The 20591-nt window shown below is 63.1% G+C and carries 18 protein-coding genes and 2 pseudogenes; 7 read left to right on the top strand and 13 right to left on the bottom strand.

What is annotated here, in order from left to right; translation table 11 throughout:
* Positions 1-39: 39 nt before the first annotated feature.
* Positions 40-3063, bottom strand: a complete 3024-nt coding sequence (gene ydiJ, locus BLS27_RS14710; protein WP_090345394.1) for a D-2-hydroxyglutarate dehydrogenase YdiJ — start codon at positions 3061-3063, stop codon at positions 40-42.
* 149 nt (positions 3064-3212) lie between these two features.
* Between ydiJ and BLS27_RS14705 the strand changes: the two genes are divergently transcribed.
* Positions 3213-4097 carry a LysR substrate-binding domain-containing protein gene (locus BLS27_RS14705; protein ID WP_090345392.1) on the top strand — a complete coding sequence of 295 codons (885 nt, stop codon included), beginning with the start codon at positions 3213-3215 and terminating at the stop codon, positions 4095-4097.
* 7 nt (positions 4098-4104) lie between these two features.
* On the opposite strand, the gene BLS27_RS14700 is transcribed toward BLS27_RS14705, so the two are convergent.
* The 4 genes and pseudogenes from BLS27_RS14700 to BLS27_RS14690 form a co-directional block, all read right to left on the bottom strand.
* A complete protein-coding gene (locus tag BLS27_RS14700; RefSeq protein ID WP_090345390.1) occupies positions 4105-4698 on the bottom strand; it encodes a tRNA-uridine aminocarboxypropyltransferase in 594 nt (197 codons plus the stop codon).
* Positions 4699-4773: 75 nt separating this feature from the next.
* Positions 4774-5754 (bottom strand): annotated as a pseudogene (locus BLS27_RS24270) (methyl-accepting chemotaxis protein); the annotation flags it as partial.
* A 303-nt stretch (positions 5755-6057) separates the two neighbouring features.
* Positions 6058-6333 (bottom strand): annotated as a pseudogene (locus tag BLS27_RS24265) (PAS domain-containing protein); the annotation flags it as partial.
* 143 nt (positions 6334-6476) lie between these two features.
* Positions 6477-7370: a LysR family transcriptional regulator gene (locus BLS27_RS14690; protein ID WP_043209367.1), complete on the bottom strand. Its 894-nt coding sequence runs from the start codon at positions 7368-7370 to the stop codon at positions 6477-6479.
* Positions 7371-7595: 225 nt separating this feature from the next.
* Here BLS27_RS14690 and speB point away from each other — a divergent pair, with 225 nt between their 5' ends.
* Positions 7596-8546 (top strand): agmatinase, encoded by a 951-nt coding sequence (speB, locus tag BLS27_RS14685; RefSeq protein ID WP_043209365.1) that lies wholly within the window; start codon positions 7596-7598, stop codon positions 8544-8546.
* 247 nt (positions 8547-8793) lie between these two features.
* Positions 8794-10173, top strand: a complete 1380-nt coding sequence (locus BLS27_RS14680; protein ID WP_090345388.1) for a sodium:solute symporter family protein — start codon at positions 8794-8796, stop codon at positions 10171-10173.
* A gap of 87 nt (positions 10174-10260) precedes the next feature.
* Here the strand turns inward: BLS27_RS14680 and BLS27_RS24060 are convergent, their stop codons facing one another.
* Both BLS27_RS24060 and ptrR read right to left on the bottom strand, forming a co-directional pair.
* A complete protein-coding gene (locus tag BLS27_RS24060) occupies positions 10261-10389 on the bottom strand; it encodes a PA1414 family protein (protein ID WP_256543834.1) in 129 nt (42 codons plus the stop codon).
* Positions 10390-10514: 125 nt separating this feature from the next.
* Complete coding sequence (ptrR, locus tag BLS27_RS14675; RefSeq protein ID WP_090345386.1) at positions 10515-11408, bottom strand: putrescine utilization regulator PtrR; 894 nt, start codon at positions 11406-11408, stop codon at positions 10515-10517.
* Positions 11409-11513: 105 nt separating this feature from the next.
* On the opposite strand from ptrR, the gene BLS27_RS14670 reads away from it, so the two are divergent.
* Positions 11514-12686, top strand: a complete 1173-nt coding sequence (locus BLS27_RS14670) for a YbfB/YjiJ family MFS transporter (RefSeq protein WP_090345384.1) — start codon at positions 11514-11516, stop codon at positions 12684-12686.
* Between the two features lie 21 nt (positions 12687-12707).
* On the opposite strand, the gene BLS27_RS14665 is transcribed toward BLS27_RS14670, so the two are convergent.
* The gene (locus tag BLS27_RS14665; RefSeq protein WP_043209356.1) at positions 12708-13634 is read right to left on the bottom strand and encodes a DMT family transporter; all 927 of its coding nucleotides are present in this window, start codon (positions 13632-13634) and stop codon (positions 12708-12710) included.
* A gap of 106 nt (positions 13635-13740) precedes the next feature.
* On the bottom strand, positions 13741-14133 hold the full coding sequence (locus BLS27_RS14660; RefSeq protein WP_043209353.1) for a transcriptional regulator: 393 nt from the start codon (positions 14131-14133) through the stop codon (positions 13741-13743).
* A gap of 201 nt (positions 14134-14334) precedes the next feature.
* Between BLS27_RS14660 and BLS27_RS14655 the strand changes: the two genes are divergently transcribed.
* Positions 14335-14607 carry a hypothetical protein gene (locus BLS27_RS14655; RefSeq protein ID WP_043209351.1) on the top strand — a complete coding sequence of 91 codons (273 nt, stop codon included), beginning with the start codon at positions 14335-14337 and terminating at the stop codon, positions 14605-14607.
* Positions 14608-14714: 107 nt separating this feature from the next.
* On the opposite strand, the gene BLS27_RS14650 is transcribed toward BLS27_RS14655, so the two are convergent.
* Positions 14715-16040, bottom strand: a complete 1326-nt coding sequence (locus BLS27_RS14650; RefSeq protein ID WP_043209349.1) for a DEAD/DEAH box helicase — start codon at positions 16038-16040, stop codon at positions 14715-14717.
* Between the two features lie 144 nt (positions 16041-16184).
* Here BLS27_RS14650 and BLS27_RS14645 point away from each other — a divergent pair, with 144 nt between their 5' ends.
* Positions 16185-17477: a mechanosensitive ion channel family protein gene (locus BLS27_RS14645; protein WP_090345382.1), complete on the top strand. Its 1293-nt coding sequence runs from the start codon at positions 16185-16187 to the stop codon at positions 17475-17477.
* A gap of 48 nt (positions 17478-17525) precedes the next feature.
* On the opposite strand, the gene BLS27_RS14640 is transcribed toward BLS27_RS14645, so the two are convergent.
* From BLS27_RS14640 to BLS27_RS14630, 3 genes are all read right to left on the bottom strand, one after another.
* Positions 17526-18395, bottom strand: a complete 870-nt coding sequence (locus tag BLS27_RS14640; protein ID WP_090345380.1) for a carboxylate/amino acid/amine transporter — start codon at positions 18393-18395, stop codon at positions 17526-17528.
* A gap of 196 nt (positions 18396-18591) precedes the next feature.
* Complete coding sequence (locus tag BLS27_RS14635) at positions 18592-19191, bottom strand: FMN-dependent NADH-azoreductase (RefSeq protein ID WP_090345378.1); 600 nt, start codon at positions 19189-19191, stop codon at positions 18592-18594.
* Positions 19192-19292: 101 nt separating this feature from the next.
* Complete coding sequence (locus BLS27_RS14630) at positions 19293-19619, bottom strand: 3-phosphoglycerate kinase (RefSeq protein ID WP_090345376.1); 327 nt, start codon at positions 19617-19619, stop codon at positions 19293-19295.
* Between the two features lie 48 nt (positions 19620-19667).
* On the opposite strand from BLS27_RS14630, the gene BLS27_RS14625 reads away from it, so the two are divergent.
* A complete protein-coding gene (locus BLS27_RS14625) occupies positions 19668-20591 on the top strand; it encodes a PA3225 family LysR-type transcriptional regulator (RefSeq protein ID WP_043209339.1) in 924 nt (307 codons plus the stop codon).

Genomic DNA, 20591 nt, shown 5'->3' with positions numbered 1-20591 from the left:
CTTGTGGGGGCGGGTTTACCTGCGAAGAGGCCAGAACGACTAACGCTGCGCGTACTGCAACACCACTTCCAGTGGATGGCGCATCTGACGCTCGGTCATGCGCTTGACCTGGCTGCGGCACGAATACCCCGTGGCCAATGGCTCTCCCTCCTTGTCCAGCTTGGTGGCCCAGGACTGCTCGAAGATGGTCCGCGAGGTCTGCTGGTTGCGCGCCTCGTGGCCATAGGTGCCGGACATGCCGCAGCAACCGGTAGCCTCAGTGACCAGCTTCAGGCCCAGACGCGCGAACACCTGTTCCCATTGCCGGGTGCTGGCCGGCACATTGGTCTTCTCGGTGCAGTGGGCCATCAGGCGGAAGCTGCCAGCGTCGACGGCAGCCTGCTCCGGCAGCACGTCCATCAGCCACTCCTGGGGCAACAGTACCTTCGGACAGCCGTCCAAGCCATCGACCTTCTGGTACTCCTGGCGATACACCAGGGTCATGGCCGGGTCCAGGCCTACCAGCGGTACACCGCATTCGGCCAGCGCCTTGAGCTGGGTGGCATTGCGGATCGCCGCCTTGGCGAAGGCCCCCAAGAAGCCCTGCACTTGCAGCGGCTTGCCATTGGCGCTGTAAGGCGCCAGGAACACCCGATGGCCCAGACGATGCGCCAGCTCGATGAAGGCCGCCAGCAATGGCGTCTCGAAGTAACGGGTAAAGGCATCCTGAACCAGCACGATGGCGCGCTCGCGCTGGGCCGGGGTCAGCTCGCGCAGAGCCGGCACACTCGCCACACCGACGCGGCAGCGGGTCAAGGTCGACTGGAAGTTGAAGCGGCTGATCAACGGGCTGTCGACCATGCCGACCTTGTCGGCCAATAGCTTGCTCACCCATTTGGAGCCCATCACGGCGTTGTACAGGCCAGGCGCGTGAGCCAGATACGGGATGGTGAACTCCAGCGAACCGATCAGGTAGTCGCGCAGCGGGCGCTGGTAACGGCCGTGGTACAGCTCGAGGAAGCGCGAGCGGAAGTCCGGCACGTTGACTTTGATTGGGCACTGTCCGGCACAGGATTTACAGGCCAGGCAGCCGGCCATGGCGTCATAGACCTCGTGGGAGAAATCCTCCTGCCCCTGCTGACGGGCGCGGGCATTGCGCAGGCGTGCCGGCAAACCCTTGAGCCAGGACACCCCCTTGCCACGTGCGGCAGCGAGCACATCGATATCCGCCTCGCCCTGCAAGCGCAACCATTCGCGAATCAGCGAAGCGCGGCCCTTGGGCGAATGCTGACGCTCGCGGGTGGCTTTCCAGGAGGGGCACATGGCGTCGTTGGGGTCGTAGTTGTAGCAGGCGCCGTTACCGTTACAGTGCACCGCGCTGCCAAAGCTCTGCCAGACACGCTCGTCGATGGTGCGGTCCAGGTCGCCGCGCAGGGTCACGCCATCGACCGGGGTCAGGCCTTCGCTGCTGTCCGGCGGGGTGCAGATCTTGCCCGGGTTGAGCTGGTTATGCGGGTCGAAAGCGCCCTTGAGGCGTTGTAGCGCCGGGTACAGCTCGCCGAAGTATTCCGGCACGTATTCCGAGCGCAGGCCCTTGCCGTGCTCGCCCCACAACAGGCCGCCATAGCGTTGGGTCAATGCGGCGACGGCATCGGAGATCGGCTTGACCAGCGCAGCCTGGGCCGGATCCTTCATGTCCAGGGCTGGGCGCACGTGCAGCACACCGGCATCGACGTGACCGAACATGCCGTAGGCCAGGCCATGGCTGTCGAGCAATGCACGGAAATCCGCGATGTAATCGGCCAGTCGCTCCGGCGGTACCGCAGTGTCTTCGACGAACGGCTGCGGGCGAACCTCGCCCTCGACATTGCCCAGCAAGCCCACCGAGCGCTTGCGCATGGTATAGACCTTGGTCACCGCCTCGGCGCCTTCGGCCAAGGTGTGGCCCAGGCGCTCGACGCTGGTATCGGCTTTCAAGTGAGCGATGAATGCCTCGACCCGAGCGTTGACCTCGGCCGGCTCGTCACCGCAGAACTCGACCAGGTTGATGCCCAGGGTCGGACGCTCGGGGTCGGCCGGAAAGTATTCAGCGACGCTGTGCCAGACGATGTCCTGCATCGCCAGCATCAGCACCTTGGAATCGACGGTCTCGATCGACAATGGCTTGTGCGCCATCAGCGCGTTGGCATCGCGCAGGGCATCCATGAAGCTGGTATAGCGCACGTTCACCAGCACAGCGTACTTCGGAATCGGCAGCACGTTGAGCTTGGCCTCGACCACATAGCCCAGCGAGCCCTCAGCGCCGCACAGCACGCTGTTGAGGTTGAAACGGCCCTGTTCGTCGCGCAGGTGCGCCAGGTCGTAGCCGGTCAGGCAGCGGTTTAGCTTGGGGAAAGTGCTCTCGATCAGCTCGCCCTGGGTTTGCTGGATCTCCCGGGCCATGCGGTACACCTCACCGACCCGGCCGGGCGCAGCGCAGGCCTGCTCCAGCGTGGCATCGTCAATCGGCAGGCTGTGCAGACGCTCACCGCCGAGCAGGATGCTGTGCAGTTCGAGCACGTGGTCGCGGGTCTTGCCGTAGGTGCAGCTGCCTTGGCCGCTGGCGTCGGTGTTGATCATGCCACCGACGGTGGCACGGTTGGAGGTGGACAGCTCCGGGGCGAAGAACAGCCCATGGGGTTTGAGCGCAGCGTTGAGCTGGTCCTTGACGGTGCCGGCCTGGACCCGGACCCAACGCTCCTCGACGTTGATCTCAAGGATCTTGTTCATGTGCCGCGACAGGTCGACAACGATACCGTCGGTGAGCGACTGGCCGTTGGTGCCGGTGCCGCCACCACGCGGGGTCAGCTTGATCTGGCGGAACCGTGGCTCGGCCATCAATGTGGCAACCCGGGCGACATCGTCGGCGTCCATCGGGAACACCGCCGCCTGGGGCAGGCGCTGGTAGATGGAGTTGTCCGTGGCAAGCACGGTACGGGTGCCGTAGTCGGCGCTGATCTGGCCACGGAAGCCGCTGTTGCGCAGCGCTTCGAGGAATTCTGGGTAGTGGGCGGCGGGCGCACGGGTCGACAGCTGGGCGATCATCGAAGGATGGCCTCTATATAGGCAAATTCACGGAAATACTGTCACTCCGGCATGGATGGAATGCGCAGGGATGACGAATGCGCCAATGTTCCTGTAGTTTCCAGCCAAGGGCAAACGGATATTCCTGCCGCTATCGATGAGTTTTGCGAATGAATTACCGCCACCTGACCCCATCGATGTCGTTACTGCTGGCCTTCGAGGCCGCCGCCCGACATGAGAGCTACACCCGCGCTGCTGCCGAACTGTCCCTGACCCAGAGCGCGGTCAGCCGACAGGTGCAGGCGCTGGAGCAGCAGCTGGGTTTGACGCTGTTTCGCCGTGAAGGGCGCCAGGTCCAGCTGACCGACGTAGGCCGCCTGTATCAGCGCGAGCTCAGCGAAGCCCTGGGGCGCATCCGCAGCGCCACCTTGCAGGCCCTGGCTTACCAGTCGGGCGTCGGTACCTTGCGCCTGGCCACCTTGCCGACCTTCGGCTCCAAATGGCTGCTGCCACGCCTGCATGCGTTCTATACCGCGCACCCCGGGATGCTGGTGCACATCCATTCACGGATCGAAGCGATCAACTTCGACACCAGCGAAATCGACGCCGCCATCGGTGTCGCCACCCATGACCTGCCGGGACTGATTTGCCATCGGCTGCATGCCGAGGAGCTGGTCGTCATCCTGCCACCAACGGCTGCGGACGATGTCCAAGGCTGGGACCCTGCGCGCATCAGCGAACAAGTGCTGCTCAACGTCGCCAACAACCCGCATGCGTGGGGCGAGTGGTTCTCCCACCACGGCCTGCCCCATCGCAGCATGCGCCTGGGGCCAAGCTTCGAGCTGACATCGCATCTGATCCAGGCCGTACGGGCGGGAATCGGCATCGGCCTGGTACCGCGGATCCTGGTGGAAGAAGAATTCGCCAGCGGTGAGCTGGTCAGCGCCGGGGGCGCCTTTGCCAGCCAGCGCAGCTATTACCTGATCTATCCACCGCGCAACGAGGCGCTGCCCTCGCTGCGGGCGTTCCGGGGGTGGTTGCTGGAACAGATCTGATCGCCGCCTAGCCGTGATTGCGCTCGAACGTCTCCCGCCCCATCGCCTTGATCTGCCCTTCGATCAAGGCATCGAAAGGCCGGCACAGCGCATCGAAACGCCCTGCCCCCTCCAGGGCATTCAAGGCTTCGACCACGGCCTCGATGGTCGACAAGGCGCCCGGCTCCGGCGCCTTGCGCAACCGGTAGCGTGAGGGCGGTACCTGACCCAGGGTCACCCGTGGCAACGCGTCGAGCAGCGGATTGAGATACAGCAGCTTGCGTGCCTTGCGCCAAGTGCCATCGGGCACGATCAACAAAAGCGGCGTATCGTCTGCGATTTCGTAAGCCGACAACACCTGCGCCTGCTCCCCTGGGAACAACAGCACCGGCCGGTACCCGGGTGTGGCGAGCAGTGCCGGCAGGTCATCGAATACCTCGCCTACCCGCAGTTCGGCGTTCACCAGGCCAAGCGCGGCCAGGCGTGCGGTGTTCAAAGCATGGGACACTTCGCTGGGATGCTGCAGCAGGATCACGCGGGTCCTGCTGTCGAGGCTGGGAATCAATGGGCAAAGGCAGTGATCGAGCGGACGCTGGCAGCGTTCGCAGCGGGGTCTGGACATCGGCTTCTCCTTACCCGGCGCAGTGTGCCACAGCCGCTCGGAAAAGCCCCACATCCCTGTGGGAGAGGTGAATTTTCAGCGATTGAATCGTTCGGCCAGGCTGTGCAGGTACTCGGCCATGCGTTCGAGGTCCTGGCTGATCTGCGCGCCCTGCTTGGCCTGCCCGGCGCTCTCGTCGCACAGGTGGGCGATCCGCACGATCTGCTGATTGATGTCCTCGGCGACATGGCTCTGCTGCTCCGAGGCCGTTGCCATCTGCTGGCTCATGCCAGTGATACGGCTGACCGCCTGGACGATACCGGACAACGCCTCCTGGACCGCTTCGACGCTGTGCACGCTGTCTCGGGAAATCTGCTCGCCGCGGTTGGCGGTGGTGACCGCCCGCTCGGCGCCCGAACGCAGCGAGGCGATGATGTGATGGATTTCGTCGGTGGAAGCACGGGTGCGCTGGGCCAGGGAACGTACTTCATCGGCCACCACCGCGAACCCACGCCCCTGCTCGCCCGCCCGCGCGGCCTCGATCGCTGCGTTGAGCGCCAGCAGGTTGGTCTGCTCGGCAATGGAAGTGATCACATCCACCACGCTGCCGATCGACTGGGTCTGTTCGGCCAGCGCATTGACCGCCTGCCCGATGTCGTTGACCGCATCGCTCATGCTGCCCATGGCCTTCAGACTCTGTTGCGCCAGCTCACTGCCTTGCTGGGCCAGATGATCGGCATCGCTGGCGGCGTGAGCGGTGCTTTGCACGTTGTGGGTAACTTGCTGGATGGTTGCGGCCATCTGGGCGATGGCGGTGGCCGACTGGTCGGTCTCGCTGCGCTGGCGGTCGAGCATCTGCGCCTGGGCATCGGACAAACCGGCCGACTCCGCCGCCCGCGACTTGACCCCGACGCCGGCATCCACCAGACGGGTCAGGGCTGTTTGCAGGCGAGCCTCTTCACTGATGATGGCCAAGTCCAACTGCCCTTGCAGACCAGGGTTGTCGCTGTAGGTCAGGGCCACCAACGGGCTGGTGAACGCCTTGGGGTGCTCGGCCAAGGTCCGGCGAATGGCTTGGTTCTGCCGGTGTTCGATCCAGTACCAGGCCCCCAGCATGCTGGCCATCAGCACGCCCAGCGCCGCGTACTGCGGTAACCAGAGATAAGCGGCGGCCGACGCGAGACCTGCGCCAATCAGCGGCAAGCCATGTTGCAGCCCGGACCCGAGGCGTGCGGCCCAAGGCACTGCCGAACGTCCGCCACGCAAACGCGCATAAAGCGCCTCGGCACGGCGAATCTGGTCACGGGTCGGGACCGAACGTACCGACTCGTAGCCGCTGATCCGGCCATTTTCATAGATGGCCGTGACGTAGGCGCTGACCCAATAGAAATCACCGTTCTTGGCGCGGTTCTTGACCACCCCCATCCAAGGTTTGCCCTGCTTGATGGTTTCCCACATGTGGCCAAACACCGACGGTGGCATGTCGGGGTGCCGCACTAGGTTGTGCGGCTGCCCCACCAGTTCGTCGTAGGTAAAACCGCTGATGGCCACGAACGCGTCATTGCAATAGGTAATGCGGCTGTTCAGGTCGGTGGTGGAAATGAGCCGCTGGTCGGACGGGAAGGTTCTTTCTTGCTCTGTGACGGGCAAATTCATGCGCATCTGGGCAGTCCTTGCTTTGTTAGATGATGGGAAATTTCATCAAAGCAAATAGATATTTAGCAGAACGCCATCACTCCAGTCGCATGCCTCCCAGGAAATTTACACAGCCTGACGCAATGTTCTAAAAGCGACGTTTTTTAACTGACATTCAGTTGCGACTTGAGCAGGTCACGGAAGGTCTGGATCAAGGGCTCGCGGCTACGCCCACGGCGGATGATCAACGAAAACGGCGCCTGATAGCCAAAGGTGGCAGGCGACAGGACGCGCAGGTCTCCCTTGTCGACCCAGGCCTGGGCATAGTGTTCGGGCAGATAACCGATATAGGCGCCGGAGAGGATGAGAATCAACTGGGCCTCCATGCTCTCAACCGTCGCCGCGCTGTGCTTGAAACCGTGGCGCGCCAGCTCCGCTTGGCTCCAGTAGCCCCGCCCCACCATGCGTTGTTGGGTGATCACTTCTTCCGGCACCCGCCGCTCGCCGAACAACGGGTGCCGGCTGCTGCAGTACAGCCAGTGCTGCTCGCGGTACAACGGCTGATACACCAGACCGCTCATGCGCGAAGAGAAGGCGCCGATGGCCAGGTCCAGGCGGTTGTCCTGTACCCCCAGTTGCAACTCATAGGGGCTGGAGACCGACAGGTGCAGATGCACCGCCGGATGCTCCTGGCTATAGGCCCCGATGGCCTCGGCCAGCGGCAGGGCGCGGTCGCCCACGGTGGAGTCGATCACCCCGAGATTGAGGGTACCGCGCAGCTCGCCCTTGAGCGCCGCGGCGTATTGCTCGAAGCCATCGAGTTCGGCCAGCAGGCGCAACGTCTCCTGGTGGAATAGCTCGCCTTTGCTGGTCAGGCTGAAACCGCCACGGCCACGGTGACACAGGACGATGCCCAAGGCGCTTTCCAACTGGCTCATGTAAGTGCTGATGGCCGATGTAGAGAGGTTCAGTTCGCGCTGGGCGTTGGCGAAGCCCTGGTGGCGTACCACGCTGACGAAGATACGCAGCAGTTTCAGGTCGGGCAGTGAAGAAGCCATGGTGCAACGGTTCCGCAGGGTGGAAATCACCAGAGTCTAACCCGCTGTGAACGGATAGTTTAGAAAATCCTGAAGTAAGTATTTGTCTGTAGCGATTCCTCCTGCCCACTACCTTGCGCAGACTGGCTCCCAATGTCCCTGCCCGCCGGCGTCTCCTTGCCTGCCTGGCACGCTGCGGCACAGGTTCGAACAAACAAAACAATCGACCGACTGATGAGGCCCACCGTGGAAAAGATTCTCCACCAACCACTGGGCGGCAACGAAATGCCGCGTTTCGGCGGCATCGCCACCATGCTCCGTCTCCCCCACCTGCAAAGCGCCGAAGGCCTGGACGCCGCGTTCATTGGCGTACCGCTGGACATCGGCACTTCGCTGCGCTCGGGCACTCGTTTCGGTCCGCGTCAGATCCGCGCCGAGTCGGTGATGATCCGTCCGTACAACATGGCGACCGGAGCCGCTCCGTTCGATTCGCTGTCGGTCGCCGACATCGGTGACGTGGCGATCAACACCTTCAACCTGCTCGACGCCGTGCGCATCATCGAAGAGGCCTACGACGAGATCCTCGAGCACAACATCATCCCCCTGACCCTCGGTGGCGACCACACCATCACGCTGCCGATCCTGCGTGCGCTGCACAAAAAGCACGGCAAGATCGGCCTGGTGCATATCGACGCCCACGCCGACGTCAACGATCATATGTTCGGTGAGAAGATCGCCCACGGCACCACCTTCCGCCGCGCCGTGGAAGAAGGCCTGCTCGACTGCGACCGCGTAGTGCAGATCGGCCTGCGCGCCCAGGGCTATACCGCCGATGACTTCAACTGGAGCCGTCGTCAAGGTTTCCGCGTCGTGCAGGCCGAAGAGTGCTGGCACAAGTCGCTGGAGCCGCTGATGGCCGAAGTACGTGAAAAGGTCGGTGGCGGTCCGGTGTACCTGTCGTTCGACATCGACGGCATCGACCCAGCCTGGGCGCCTGGCACCGGCACCCCGGAAATCGGTGGCCTGACCACCATCCAGGCGATGGAGATCATCCGTGGCTGCCACGGCCTGGACCTGATCGGCTGCGACCTGGTCGAAGTCTCGCCGCCCTACGACACCACCGGTAACACCTCACTGCTCGGCGCGAACCTGCTGTTCGAGATGCTCTGCGTTCTGCCGGGCGTGGTACGCCGCTGAGCGAGTAGTCACACACCTTTGTAGGCGCAGGCTGCCTTGCGATGACGATGGCATGACCGGCCATGCAGTCCTCGCGACCGTGATCGCCGGGCCAGCCCGCACCGACGAAGGACGTGAACGCAATACCTGCGGCAGGAGCCATTAGGAAGGGCCATAGAGGCCCGTCAACACAAGACAAGACCGCTGGGCGCCATGAACCGCCCGGACGGTCGATCTCGCCATAATAAAGATAATCGGGAGACCCCCAATGGCCTTGGACATCTTCGTTGTACTGATCTATGCCGCAGGCATGCTCGGCCTCGGCTGGTATGGCATGCGACGCGCGAAAACCCATGAAGACTACCTGGTGGCAGGGCGCAACCTCGGCCCTACCTTGTACATGGGCACCATGGCCACCACCGTGCTGGGCGGCGCTTCCACTGTCGGCACCGTGCGCCTGGGCTACGTCCACGGCATTTCCGGCTTCTGGCTGTGTGCGGCCCTGGGTCTGGGGATCATCGCCCTGAACCTGTTCCTCGCCAAACCCCTGCTGCGCCTGAAGATCTTCACCGTCACCCAGGTTCTGGAGCGCCGCTACAATCCGATGGCCCGTCAGGCCAGCGCAGCGATCATGCTCGCCTATGCCTTGATGATCGCGGTCACTTCGACCCTGGCCATGGGCACCGTGCTGCAAGTGCTGCTGGATGTACCGTTCTGGATGGCCCTGCTGTTCGGCGGTGGCGTAGTGGTGGTGTACTCGACCATCGGCGGCATGTGGTCGCTGACGTTGACCGACATCGTCCAGTTCATCATCAAGACCGTGGGCCTGATGTTCATTCTGCTGCCGATCTGCCTGTACAAGGCCGGTGGCTGGGACACCCTGGTAGCCAAGCTGCCGGCGGCCAGCTTCAGCTGGACCACCATCGGCTGGGACACCATCATCACTTACTTCCTGATCTACTTCTTCGGCATCCTGATCGGCCAGGACATCTGGCAACGTGTGTTCACCGCCCGTGACGAGAAGGTCTGCCAGCGCGCCGGTACTGTCGCCGGTATCTACTGCGTCCTGTACGGCCTGGCCTGCGCCCTGATCGGCATGGCTGCCCACGTGTTGCTGCCTGACCTGGCCAACCCGAACAATGCCTTCGCCGAAATGATCAAGGGCCAACTGCCAGAAGGCGTCCGAGGCCTGCTGATGGCTGCTGCCCTCGCAGCGATGATGTCCACCGCCAGCGCAGGCCTGTTGGCGGCCTCGACCACCCTGACCGAAGACCTGCTGCCTAAACTGCGTGGCGGCAAGCAATCGAGCCTGGGCGTCAACCGCCTGTTCACCCTCCTCACCGGTCTGGTGGTACTGGGCATCGCCCTGGCGGTGAACGATGTGATCAGCGCCTTGACCCTGGCCTACAACCTGCTGGTCGGCGGCATGTTGATTCCGCTGATCGGGGCGATCTTCTGGAAGCGCGCCACCACCGCAGGCGCCATCACCAGCATGGCGCTGGGCTTCGCCACCGCACTGTTCTTCATGTTCAAGGACGGTCTGGATGCCAACTCGCCGATCTACTACAGCCTGGCGATCGGCCTGGTGAGCTTCGTGGTGGTCAGCCTGCTGTCGCGCCGCCCGGTGGCAACTGCCAACCTGGCGTGATGTAAAGCGAACGCTTGGCGCCCCGACGGGCGCCAGGCAAGAAAAAGCAAAGGCCGCGGCATCGTCAGATGCGGCGGCCTTTTCGTTTCAGCGGCGACGCGGTTGGCGCTTGCGCTGCTCTTCGTCGGTAGGAATCGGCACCGGTTGCAGCGGAGGTGGGAGCAAGCCCAGGGCGACGGCAAGGTCATGGAGCCAGTTGTACATTCGATTGTTCATAAATGCCCCCTTAACGGGTCAACCTCACGGCGATTCAGTCCTTCGATGCTTCATACAGATCATAGCCCGATGTCCTACATCGCGCATGCCTCTGATACTACAGATAGGGGCGAGTTTGACGCGGATCAAGCGGTAATGGCACGTGCCGACCGTCGGTCAATTGTTTCCCGTTGTTGCACATCGATCCACGCCTGCAGATTGGCCCCCAGCATGCCCTGGCGCCACATCAGCCAGGTGACTGCGTGATCGAACGGCGCCTGCAAACGGTGCGCCTGCACCTGGTCGCGACCAGGTAGGGTGTCGAGCATGGACTGGGCCATCAATGCCACCCCTGCCCCGGCAATTACGCACGCCAGCATGCTCTGGTATGACTCGATCTCCATCACCCGCCCCATGGGGGTGTGGTCATGGGCGTACCAGGCTTCCAGGCGCATGCGGTAGGAACAGCCCTGCCGGAACGCGAACACTGCACGCCCCGCGACGTCCCGCGCGCTGTGAACCGGCGGATGTTCCGGGCGGGTGATCAGCACCAGCACCTCCTCGCACAACGGCACGCCATCGAGCCCGGCCAGGCTCAGCGGGCCGTCCACCAGCGCTGCGTCCAACCGGTGGGCCATTAACCCCTCCAGCAATTCACCACTGGGCGCGGCTTGCACCTGCAGGTTCACCGCCGGGTAGGTTTGGTGATAACGCGCCAGCAACGGCGGCAAATGCGTCGCCGCGGTGCTGTACATGGTACCGAGGACGAAGTCGCCTGCCGGTTGACCGCCCTGCACCGCAGCGACCGCCTCATCGCGCAGGGTCGACAGACGATTGGCGTAGTCCAGCAGGACCTTGCCTGCCGGAGACAACTGCAAACGCTGGCGCTCGCGCACGAACAGTTCCACCCCCAGTTGCTCTTCCAACTGACGCAGGCGCGTCGACAGGTTCGAAGGCACCCGATGCAAGCGCTCGGCAGCACGCGTGACCGACCCCTCCTCGGCCACGGCCTGGAAGATGCGCAGTTGGCTGAACTCCATGGCATTCTCCAAAACAGAATAACTTGATCATCATTATTCAATTTTATTGAAAGTCAATCCCCTCTAACCTGCCCTCATCATTTTCGTCTGGCAGGAGACGCCGCCATGTCACCCTTCGTGCAACTGCTGGCCAGCGCCATGGCCTTGATGATGGCCATGGGCATCGGCCGCTTCGCCCTCACCCCGCAACTGCCACGCCTGATCACCGAAGGTCAGCTCGACCTGACCGCAGGCGGCCTGGTCGCAGCGGCCAACTACCTGGGCTATTTTCTCGGCGCGGTCGACAGCATGTTCGCCCGTCAGCCGGGCCAAGTGCGCCTGCGTCTGCTTGCCGGCCTCTGGCTATGCGTGTTGCTGACCCTCGCCTCCTGGGCTGCCGATGGCTTCTGGGGTCATATGCTCCTGCGCTTCGGCACAGGGGTGGCCAGCGCCTGGGTGTTGGTGATGATCACCAGTCTCAGTCAGCAAGTGGCCACCGCATACGGCCGTCCTCGCCTCGGCGCCCTGGTATTCGCCGGGCCAGGCGTGGGTATCGCCTTGACCGGCCTGCTGGCCCTGGGCGCACACTTGCTGGGGCTGGGGTCGGCCGCCCTTTGGCTGATCTATGCGGTGGCGGCGCTGGTCGTGCTGTTGGCCGTATTGCCCTGGCTGCCGCAGCCGCAGGCCACGAAGGTGCCGTCGGGCATGACCGACAGCGCAGCTGTACCCACCACCGGGATCGGACGGCTGGGCGTGATCTACGCCCTGTATGGCATCGGCTACATCCTGCCGGCGACTTTTCTGTCACAGATGGCCAGCCATCAGTTTCAGGGACATTGGGCGGCCGATCTGTTCTGGCCGGCGTTCGGCCTGGCGGCAGCATTGGGCGTGGTGCTGGTCAATCTGCGGCGCCCCACCCGGACATCCACCTGGCTGAGCGCGACTTTGTGGTTGCAGGGCCTGGGTGTGCTGGCGTGCTTGCTGGGCGACGGTCTTGGCCTGGCCTTGGGCGTGCTGCTGTGTGGCGCCCCCTTCCTGGCATGCATGCAGCTGGTAATGCAGCGCTCGCGAGAGTTGGCGCCCTATGCGACCCAACGGAATGCCGGCCTGTTGACCGCCTGTTTCGCGTTGGGGCAGCTCAGCGGCCCCTTGCTGGCAGCAGCGAGCACTCACTATTGGGGCGGGCTGCAGCCTGCCTTGATGCTCGCCGCAGGCGGGCTGGGGTTGGCCGGTGTATTGGCGCTGACCGGCCTCAGCGCCGCGCAGGTCAGCACGCCAAGGGCCTGCACCAGTTCCTGAAGTCCGATCGTGTTCGTTCCATCAGCCCACGAATCTGCGTAACTGCTGACGCACCCAGGGTTCGGCGCTGACCAGGATGACCCCGCCCAGGACCATCAATGCGCCCAACACGAAGTTCAGGCTCAAGGGCTCGCCCAGCAACAGCACGCCGAAGGTCACGCCGAACAACGGCGTGATGAAGGAAAACACCGCCAGGTTGGAGGCCAGGTACTTGCGCAGCAACCAGAACCAGGTCAGGTAACTGATGAAGGACACCACCACCGCTTGGAACAACACGCTGCCAACGGCTACCGGTGTGAACGCAACCCTGCCGATCTGGCCGCTGACCAGCGCAATCAGCAGCAACCCGACAAAGCCCACCAGCAACTGATAGAACAGGGTCAGATCGGCCGGGGCTTCCGACAGTCGCGACCCACGCACCACCACAGTGGTCGCGCCCCAGGCAAGGCCCGCCAGCACGCCCAAGGCGTCACCGAGCAACATTCGCCCATCCAGTTGGCTCAGCGACATTCCGCCGGCGAACGCCGTGGCGATCCCGGCGAAAGCCAACAGGATGCCCAGCCACTGCAGCAGCCGCAGGCGCTCGCTTGGCAGCGTGAAATGCAACCCCAGGGCTGTGAACACCGGGGCAGTGTAGAGAAACACCGACATGTGCGCCGCCGATGTCAGCTTCAGCCCCTCGGCGATGAACAAGAACTCCAGGCCAAACAAGGCGCCGGCCAACATGCCCGCCCGCCAGGTGCTGCCCACCATGGACCAGCCGCCGCGCCAGCAGACCAGCAGCCCCACCAGCACCGCGGCGATCCCGGAACGCAACGCCGCCTGCATCACCGGCGCAATGTCGCTGGCGGCCCATTTGATCATCACCTGCTGGCTGCCCCAGATCAGGCACAGGCCCAGCATGACCTGCAACGCAAAAGCATCGGGGTTCTTGCGGGCAGCGCTCATGGGCGACCCCCGTGGTCTATCGATGGCATGGGCGAGGTCCTGTCTCTGGCAACTGAGTGCCGATTATCGGGTTTGCCGGGGTGCCCATGCCAGTCTCAAAACGACCTCAAGCGATTTGCGCCTTGGTGGCCACCTGTTCGAAAGTCGCCTCATCGAGGGCGTCGTCCTGTTCGTCCAGCACCTGACGCGGATGCTCGAACCCAGGGATGCTGCTGTCGATCAGGCTGAGCAGGCGCGAGCCACGCTCGGTGAGAACGAAATTCTCGCCATTACCGCCGTCCTCCTCCGGACGGCTTTCGATGTAACCGCGCTCGAAGAGGATCTTCTCGTACTCGCAGGCCCGCGTCTTGAGATGATCCAGATCGCCCACCGGCTGACCGGCGGCGGCCAGGGCAGCCGCATGCTGCTCGGCATAGGGACGTGGCGTGAAGCTGTGGCCTGCGCTGTTCTGCACTTCATGCAACAAGCGTTCGATCAGGTCCCAGTCATAGGTGCTCATGTGGTGGCCTCCTGCTGTGAACGTGTGGGGTACACAGCATGGGACCGGTGAGTGGTGATGGGTGTTCCGGCGAAATCGGATGGCTAAAAAGCCGCTGGGACATACAGCGCTCTGTCAGGGTCAATGCCACCCATGCCATCTCGTTGAACTTCCAGAGTTCCCGTCTTTCAACCGCGTACACCCCACTCGGGAGGAAAATGGATGAAACGCTTACTGCCCTTCATGTGCGCGAGTGCATTGCTCTACGCCTTGCCCGGCTGGGCCTGCACACCGGAAGAAGCGACTCAGAAACGCGAGGAGCTGGCCGGGCTGGTGACCCAGTTGACGGAGCAGAATCCGCAGAAGGCCAAGGAAATCAACGAGGAGTTGCAGGGGATGGATCTGGGCACGGCCAGCAAGGACCTGCCGGACAAGTGCCAGCTGATCGACAAGCGAATCCAGGAACTCAAAGCAGCGGAGAAAAAGGCAGACTAACCCGCTGAAGGCCCTTTCACGGCAAACCCGCTTCCACAAGGATGACGCCCCTCCAGGTGGTGGGAGCGGGTTGATCCGCAAAGAGCCGCGCAGCGGCCCTGATGAGCTTACTCCGCCTTGGGCGCGCGTTTCTTCAGCGGGGCCATGCCATCGGCACTGGCCAAAGGCGCCTTGGACTTGGGCTTGGCGGCCGGCTTGCGCTTGGCGGTGGCGCCTTTCTTCTCGCCTGCCTTCTTCTCGATCTTTTTCTTCTTGGTACCGGCGGCCTTGCCCGAGGCCTTGACCTTCTTCGGCCCGCTGTAGGTGCCTTTGACCTCTTTGATGACCCGGCGCTCGAACTGCTGCTTGAGGTAGCGCTCGATGCTCGACATCAGGTTCCAGTCGTTGTGGCAGATCAGCGAGATCGCCAAGCCCTCGGCACCTGCGCGCCCAGTACGACCGATGCGGTGTACATACTCGTCGCCACTGCGCGGCATGTCGAAGTTGATCACCAGGTCCAGACCATCGATGTCCAGGCCTCGCGCGGCCACGTCAGTCGCCACCAGGACCTTGGAACCGCCTTGTTTGAAACGGTCGATCGCCAGCTTGCGATCCTTCTGGTCCTTCTCGCCGTGCAACACGAAGGCCTTCACATCCTTGGCCACCAGGTGACCGTAGATCCGGTCGGCCAGGGCACGGGTGTTGGTGAAGATGATCGCCTTCTGGTAGGTCTCGTTGGCCAGCAGCCACTGGACGATCTGCTCTTTGTGCTGGTCGTGGTCGGCGGTGATGATCTGCTGACGGGTGCCCTCGGAGAGCTGCGACACGCTGTTGAGCATCAGGTGCTCAGGATCCTTCAGCACCTTGCCGATGATGTCGCGCAGGGCTGCACCACCGGTTGTGGCAGAGAACAGCAGGGTCTGCTCACGGTTTTCGCATTCTTTGCACAGGCGCTCCATGTCCTCGGCAAAGCCCATGTCCAGCATGCGGTCGGCCTCGTCCAGTACCAGCACCTGGACATGGGAGAGGTCCAGGTTGCCGGCATTGAGATGTTCCAGTAGACGACCCGGGGTACCGATCAGCACGTCCGGGACCTTGCGCAACAGTGCGGCCTGCTCCTTGAAGTCCTCGCCACCGGTAACCAGGCCCGACTTGACGTAGGTGAACTGGGAGAAGCGCTGCACCTCTTTGAGGGTCTGCTGGGCCAGCTCACGGGTCGGCAGCAGGATCAGCGCGCGGATCTCGACGCGGCGCTCGCGCAGATCGACCAAGCGATTGAGCAATGGCAGCACGAAGGCGGCGGTCTTGCCGCTACCGGTCTGCGCGGTCACCCGCAGGTCACGCCCTTGCAGGGCCAGGGGAATGGCCGCTGCCTGCACCGGAGTCGGCTCGACAAAGTTCAGCTCGGCCACAGCTTTGAGCAGGCGTTCGTGCAGGGCGAATTGGGAAAACACGGATGTACCTCGGGCAGTCGCTGGAAATTCAGTTGCATAGGGTAACGTTTTCCATCGCTGGCGCCGAATTTCTTTTGGCAACTTGTTGCCGATCCGCGCTCTAATGGGCCTCGTTTTCGCAACACAGACCCTGCTATTACCCTCATGGATATACAACGACTCTGGAACGACGCCCTGGACCTCTGGGGCACCCTCGATCAACACCCCATGCTGCATGCGGCGCTAGGCCTGACGGTGCTGCTGTTGATTTCCCTGATCATCGGCCGCCTCGCGCGCTTTCTGATGCTGCACGCCAGCCGGTTGCTCGCTCGGCAGCAACCGCTCAAGTGGCTCGATGACCTGCGTCACAACAAGGTCTTCCACCGCCTGGCCCAAACCACCCCCTCGCTGGTGATCCAGTTCGGCCTCAAGCTGGTGCCGGAGCTGGGCGACACCGCCCAGCATTTCCTCGGCAACGTCGCCCTGGCCTTCACCCTGCTGTTCATGACCATGGCCGTCTCCTGCCTGCTCGATGCCCTGCTGGACATCTACGCCCGAACCGAGCACGCCCGCACCCGCTCCATCAAAGGTTACGTGCAACTGGCCAAGATGATGCTGTGGATCTTCGCCTCCATCGTCATCGTCGCCACGCTCATCGACCGCTCGCCGCTGTTGCTGCTGTCCGGTCTGGGTGCCATGTCGGCGGTGCTGCTATTGGTGTACAAGGACACGCTGCTGTCGTTCGTCGCCAGCGTGCAGTTGACGAGCAACGACATGCTCCACGTCGGAGACTGGATCGAGATGCCTCAGGTGGGCGCCGATGGTGACGTGGTGGACATCACCCTGCACACGGTCAAGGTGCAGAACTTCGACAAGACCATCGTCTCCATCCCCACCTGGCGCCTGATGAGCGAGTCCTTCCGCAACTGGCGCGGCATGCAGCAATCAGGTGGGCGCCGCATCAAGCGCAGCCTGTTCATCGACGCTGTTGGCGTACGCTTCCTTACCCCGGAAGAGGAGCAGCGCCTGGGCCAGGTCCGCCTGCTGGGTGATTACCTGGCGCAAAAGCGCAAAGAGTTGAGCACCTGGAACGAGTCGCTGGGCCCGGTGGCCGCTCTGTCGGCCAACCGTCGCCAATTGACCAATATCGGTACCTTCCGCGCCTTCGCCCTGGCCTATCTGCAGAACCACCCCGACGTGCAGCAAGGCATGACCTGCATGGTCCGCCAGATGCAGGCCACCGCCGAGGGCGTGCCGCTGGAGATCTACTGCTTTACGCGCACCACTGCCTGGGGCGAGTACGAGCGGATCCAGGGCGATATCTTCGACTATTTGCTGGCCGTGTTGCCGGAGTTCGGCCTGAGCCTGTATCAGCAGCCAAGCGGCAACGACATGCGAGTGGGTCTTGCTGGCAGGCCTCATTCCGCACAACGGCTGAGTGAACTCACCGAGGCTTGAAGCCGGCAGAACGGGGCCGCGCTGCGGCCCCAACGAGCCCTGACACTGTCAGCCAGATGCTGTTGCCGGGCGCTGCAGGCCCAGCCGGCTCATCCAGACCGACCCCAGAATCACCGCCCCGCCTATGAACAGCCGCCCCAGCGGCTCGTCCTGATTCCAGATAAGCAAGTTGAGCAACAAGCCAACGGGCACATGCAGGTTGTTCATTACCGCCAGTGTGCCACCACTGACCAGGCACGCCCCCTTGTTCCACCAGTACAGTCCAAGGGCGGTCGGGAACAAACCGAGGAACAACAACACCAGCCATTGCACGTCGGTGCTTGGCAGGTGCTGGGCGTTGCCGAACAACGCAAAGGCCGGCAGCACGACGATCAACGCCCCGAGGTAGAAGTAGCCAAAGCGCCGGTAGTGCGGCAGATCACTGGGATGCCGGGCGACCAGATGACGGTAGAGCACCTGGCCGGCGGCATAAGTGAAGTTGGCCAACTGCAGCAACAAAAAGCCCATGAAGAACTCACCACTGATGCTGTCGAAGCGGATCACCGCGGCACCGGCCACCGCCATCAGCGCAGCCAGCAAGGCCCAAGCGTTGAAGCGGCGGTTGAGCGCATCTTCGATCAAGGTCACATGCAGCGGTGTGAGGATGGTGAACAGCAGCACTTCCGGCACCGTCAGCACGCGGAAGCTCAGGTACAGGCAGACATAGGTGATGCCGTACTGCAGCGCCCCGATCAACAGCATCGCACGCATGAAGCGCGGCTCCACCTGGCGCCAGCGGGTCAGTGGCAGGAACACCAGCAGCGCCAGCACCACCCGTGCCAGCACTGCGAAGTAGCTGTCCACGTTGCCGGCCAGGTAGACCCCGATCAGGTTGAAGGAGAACGCCTGGATCAGCGCGACGATTATCAGATAGCCCATGATTGCCTCTCGTGAATCAAGGCGGCGACCTTAGCCGGTTGGCCTGCCGTCGTTCAACTATCAAGGCTTCGGCTAGCGCCGGGAACACAAGGCAGTGGCCTCGGCTGACGCGGCAAAAAAAAGCCCGGCCATCATATGGCCGGGCGGATACACCCAAAGGAGCGACAGGTGTCAGGGGTTGGGAATGCGTTGCGTGTCAGGCCACTGCCGCCAGCTTGGCCTTGGCCTGATTCAGGCCCTTCTCGTGGAAATCGCTGCTCATGTTCAAACCTTCGGCGTGAATGAACTCAACGTCGTGGATGCCGATGAAGGCCATGACCTGGCGCAGGTAGGGTTCCTGGTGGTCGGTGCTGGCACCGGCATGAATGCCGCCACGGGCAGTGAGCACAATGGCGCGCTTGCCAGTCAGCAGGCCCTGCGGGCCGGTCGGGGTGTACTTGAAGGTGATGCCGGCACGCAGTACATGGTCCAGCCAAGCCTTCAGCGTGCTGGGGATGGTGAAGTTGTACATGGGCGCAGCCATCACCAGCACGTCAGCGGCCAGCAGTTCATCGGTCAATTCATTGGAGCGAGCCAGAGCCTGAAGCTCGGTCGGCGAGCGCTGCTCCTGTGGCTTCATCCAACCACCGAGCAGGTCCGCGTCCAGGTGCGGTACAGGGGTAACCGCCAAGTCGCGCACACTGATTTCATCGCTCGGATGAGCGGCCTGCCATTGCTGGATGAAGTCGCGGGTCAATTGACGAGAAACGGAATCCTGCTGGCGGGCGCTGCTTTCAATGATCAGTACGCGGGACATGGGAGCCTCCATCGGCAAACAAGGGGATGCGATTCGATGGAGGTGAGATTAATACTTGACCTATCGATAAAAAAGCGTAAAAAGTGGGTGCAATCTATCGATTAATCAGTTCCTTCGGCTTTGCAGCTCAATGCGATGCGCAGCTTGATGATCTCCCGGTTGAAGGTGGCCGTGACATCGCGGCTCTTGCCCGCCGGCACGTTCACCCGTCGCACCCGCGGCGCTTCAGGCCCATTGCGGAAGGTTACCTTGCACGCCGCCGGGACCTGCCCATAGTTGTTCAGGTTGATCGAGCCGATATTGCGCGCGGTGTCGTAGGTGGTGTAGTCGAGCTTGACCCCTTCCAAGTCCTTCTCGACATCGATGGGGTAATAGGCCATCGCCCCGAGGGGCAGGCACATCAGCAATGCCGCACAACATTTCTTCATAGGGCGCTCTCCTTGACAGAGCGCAGCTTAGGACAACAGGAGCCGAAGATGAAAGCGCCACGCGTAACCCTGGATCAGTGGCGAACTCTCCAGGCAGTGGTCGATCATGGCGGATTCGCCCAGGCCGCCGAGGCCCTGCACCGCTCGCAATCGTCGGTGAGCTACACGGTCGCACGGATGCAGGAGCAACTGGGCGTACCACTGCTGCGCATCGATGGTCGCAAGGCGGTACTGACCGAAGCCGGCAACGTGCTGCTGCGCCGCTCACGCCATCTGGTCAAGCAGGCCAGCCAGCTCGAGGACCTCGCCCACCACATGGAGCAAGGCTGGGAGGCCGAGGTGCGCGTAGTGGTCGACGCCGCCTACCCCAGCGCCCGGCTGGTCCGCGCCCTGAGTGCCTTCATGCCGCAGAGCCGCGGTTGCCGCGTACGCCTGCGCGAGGAGGTGCTGTCGGGCGTCGAGGAAGTCCTGCACGAGGGAATCGCGGACCTGGCCATCAGCAGCTATAGCATTGGCGGCTATCTGGGCGCTGAGCTCAGTTCGGTGGAATTCATCGCCGTTGCCCACCCCGATCACAGCCTGCATCGCCTGGGACGGGAAATCACCTTCCAGGATCTGGAAAGCCAACTGCAAGTGGTTATCCGCGACTCCGGTCGCGCCCAGCCCCGGGATGTCGGCTGGCTCGGCGCCGAGCAACGCTGGACCGTCGGCAGCCTGGGCACCGCCGCCACCTTCGTCAGCAGCGGGCTGGGCTTTGCCTGGCTGCCACGGCACATGATCGAGCGCGAGCTGCAAGAGGGCGTGCTCAAGCCTTTGCCGCTGGATCAGGGTGGCAGCCGCCATCCGCTGTTCTACCTTTATTCGAACAAGGACAAGACCTTGGGTCCGGCCACGCAGATCCTCATCGAGCTGCTGCGCAACTTCGACACCGCGCCACTGGACGTGCCCTTCGCAGCCCCCCCGCAAGCCTGA

Source organism: Pseudomonas guariconensis (assembly GCF_900102675.1).
GTDB classification, from domain to species: Bacteria; Pseudomonadota; Gammaproteobacteria; order Pseudomonadales; family Pseudomonadaceae; genus Aquipseudomonas; species Aquipseudomonas guariconensis.
The sequence above is the reverse complement of the archived record's forward strand: the minus strand, read 5'-3'. Positions and strand labels throughout refer to the sequence as shown.

Excerpts from the sequence above, each read along its gene's own strand:
- BLS27_RS14660 (WP_043209353.1), bottom strand. The coding sequence starts at position 14,133 with ATGAGCACCTATGACTGGGACCTGATCGAACGCTTGTTGCATGAAGTG.
- BLS27_RS14705 (WP_090345392.1), top strand. The coding sequence starts at position 3,213 with ATGAATTACCGCCACCTGACCCCATCGATGTCGTTACTGCTGGCCTTC.
- BLS27_RS14690 (WP_043209367.1), bottom strand. The coding sequence starts at position 7,370 with ATGGCTTCTTCACTGCCCGACCTGAAACTGCTGCGTATCTTCGTCAGC.
- BLS27_RS14645 (WP_090345382.1), top strand. The coding sequence starts at position 16,185 with ATGGATATACAACGACTCTGGAACGACGCCCTGGACCTCTGGGGCACC.
- BLS27_RS14700 (WP_090345390.1), bottom strand. The coding sequence starts at position 4,698 with ATGTCCAGACCCCGCTGCGAACGCTGCCAGCGTCCGCTCGATCACTGC.
- ptrR (WP_090345386.1), bottom strand. The coding sequence starts at position 11,408 with ATGGAGTTCAGCCAACTGCGCATCTTCCAGGCCGTGGCCGAGGAGGGG.
- BLS27_RS14640 (WP_090345380.1), bottom strand. The coding sequence starts at position 18,395 with ATGGGCTATCTGATAATCGTCGCGCTGATCCAGGCGTTCTCCTTCAAC.
- BLS27_RS14625 (WP_043209339.1), top strand. The coding sequence starts at position 19,668 with ATGAAAGCGCCACGCGTAACCCTGGATCAGTGGCGAACTCTCCAGGCA.
- BLS27_RS14665 (WP_043209356.1), bottom strand. The coding sequence starts at position 13,634 with ATGAGCGCTGCCCGCAAGAACCCCGATGCTTTTGCGTTGCAGGTCATG.
- BLS27_RS14680 (WP_090345388.1), top strand. The coding sequence starts at position 8,794 with ATGGCCTTGGACATCTTCGTTGTACTGATCTATGCCGCAGGCATGCTC.
- ydiJ (WP_090345394.1), bottom strand. The coding sequence starts at position 3,063 with ATGATCGCCCAGCTGTCGACCCGTGCGCCCGCCGCCCACTACCCAGAA.
- BLS27_RS14670 (WP_090345384.1), top strand. The coding sequence starts at position 11,514 with ATGTCACCCTTCGTGCAACTGCTGGCCAGCGCCATGGCCTTGATGATG.
- BLS27_RS24060 (WP_256543834.1), bottom strand. The coding sequence starts at position 10,389 with ATGAACAATCGAATGTACAACTGGCTCCATGACCTTGCCGTCGCCCTG.
- BLS27_RS14655 (WP_043209351.1), top strand. The coding sequence starts at position 14,335 with ATGAAACGCTTACTGCCCTTCATGTGCGCGAGTGCATTGCTCTACGCC.
- BLS27_RS14630 (WP_090345376.1), bottom strand. The coding sequence starts at position 19,619 with ATGAAGAAATGTTGTGCGGCATTGCTGATGTGCCTGCCCCTCGGGGCG.
- BLS27_RS14635 (WP_090345378.1), bottom strand. The coding sequence starts at position 19,191 with ATGTCCCGCGTACTGATCATTGAAAGCAGCGCCCGCCAGCAGGATTCC.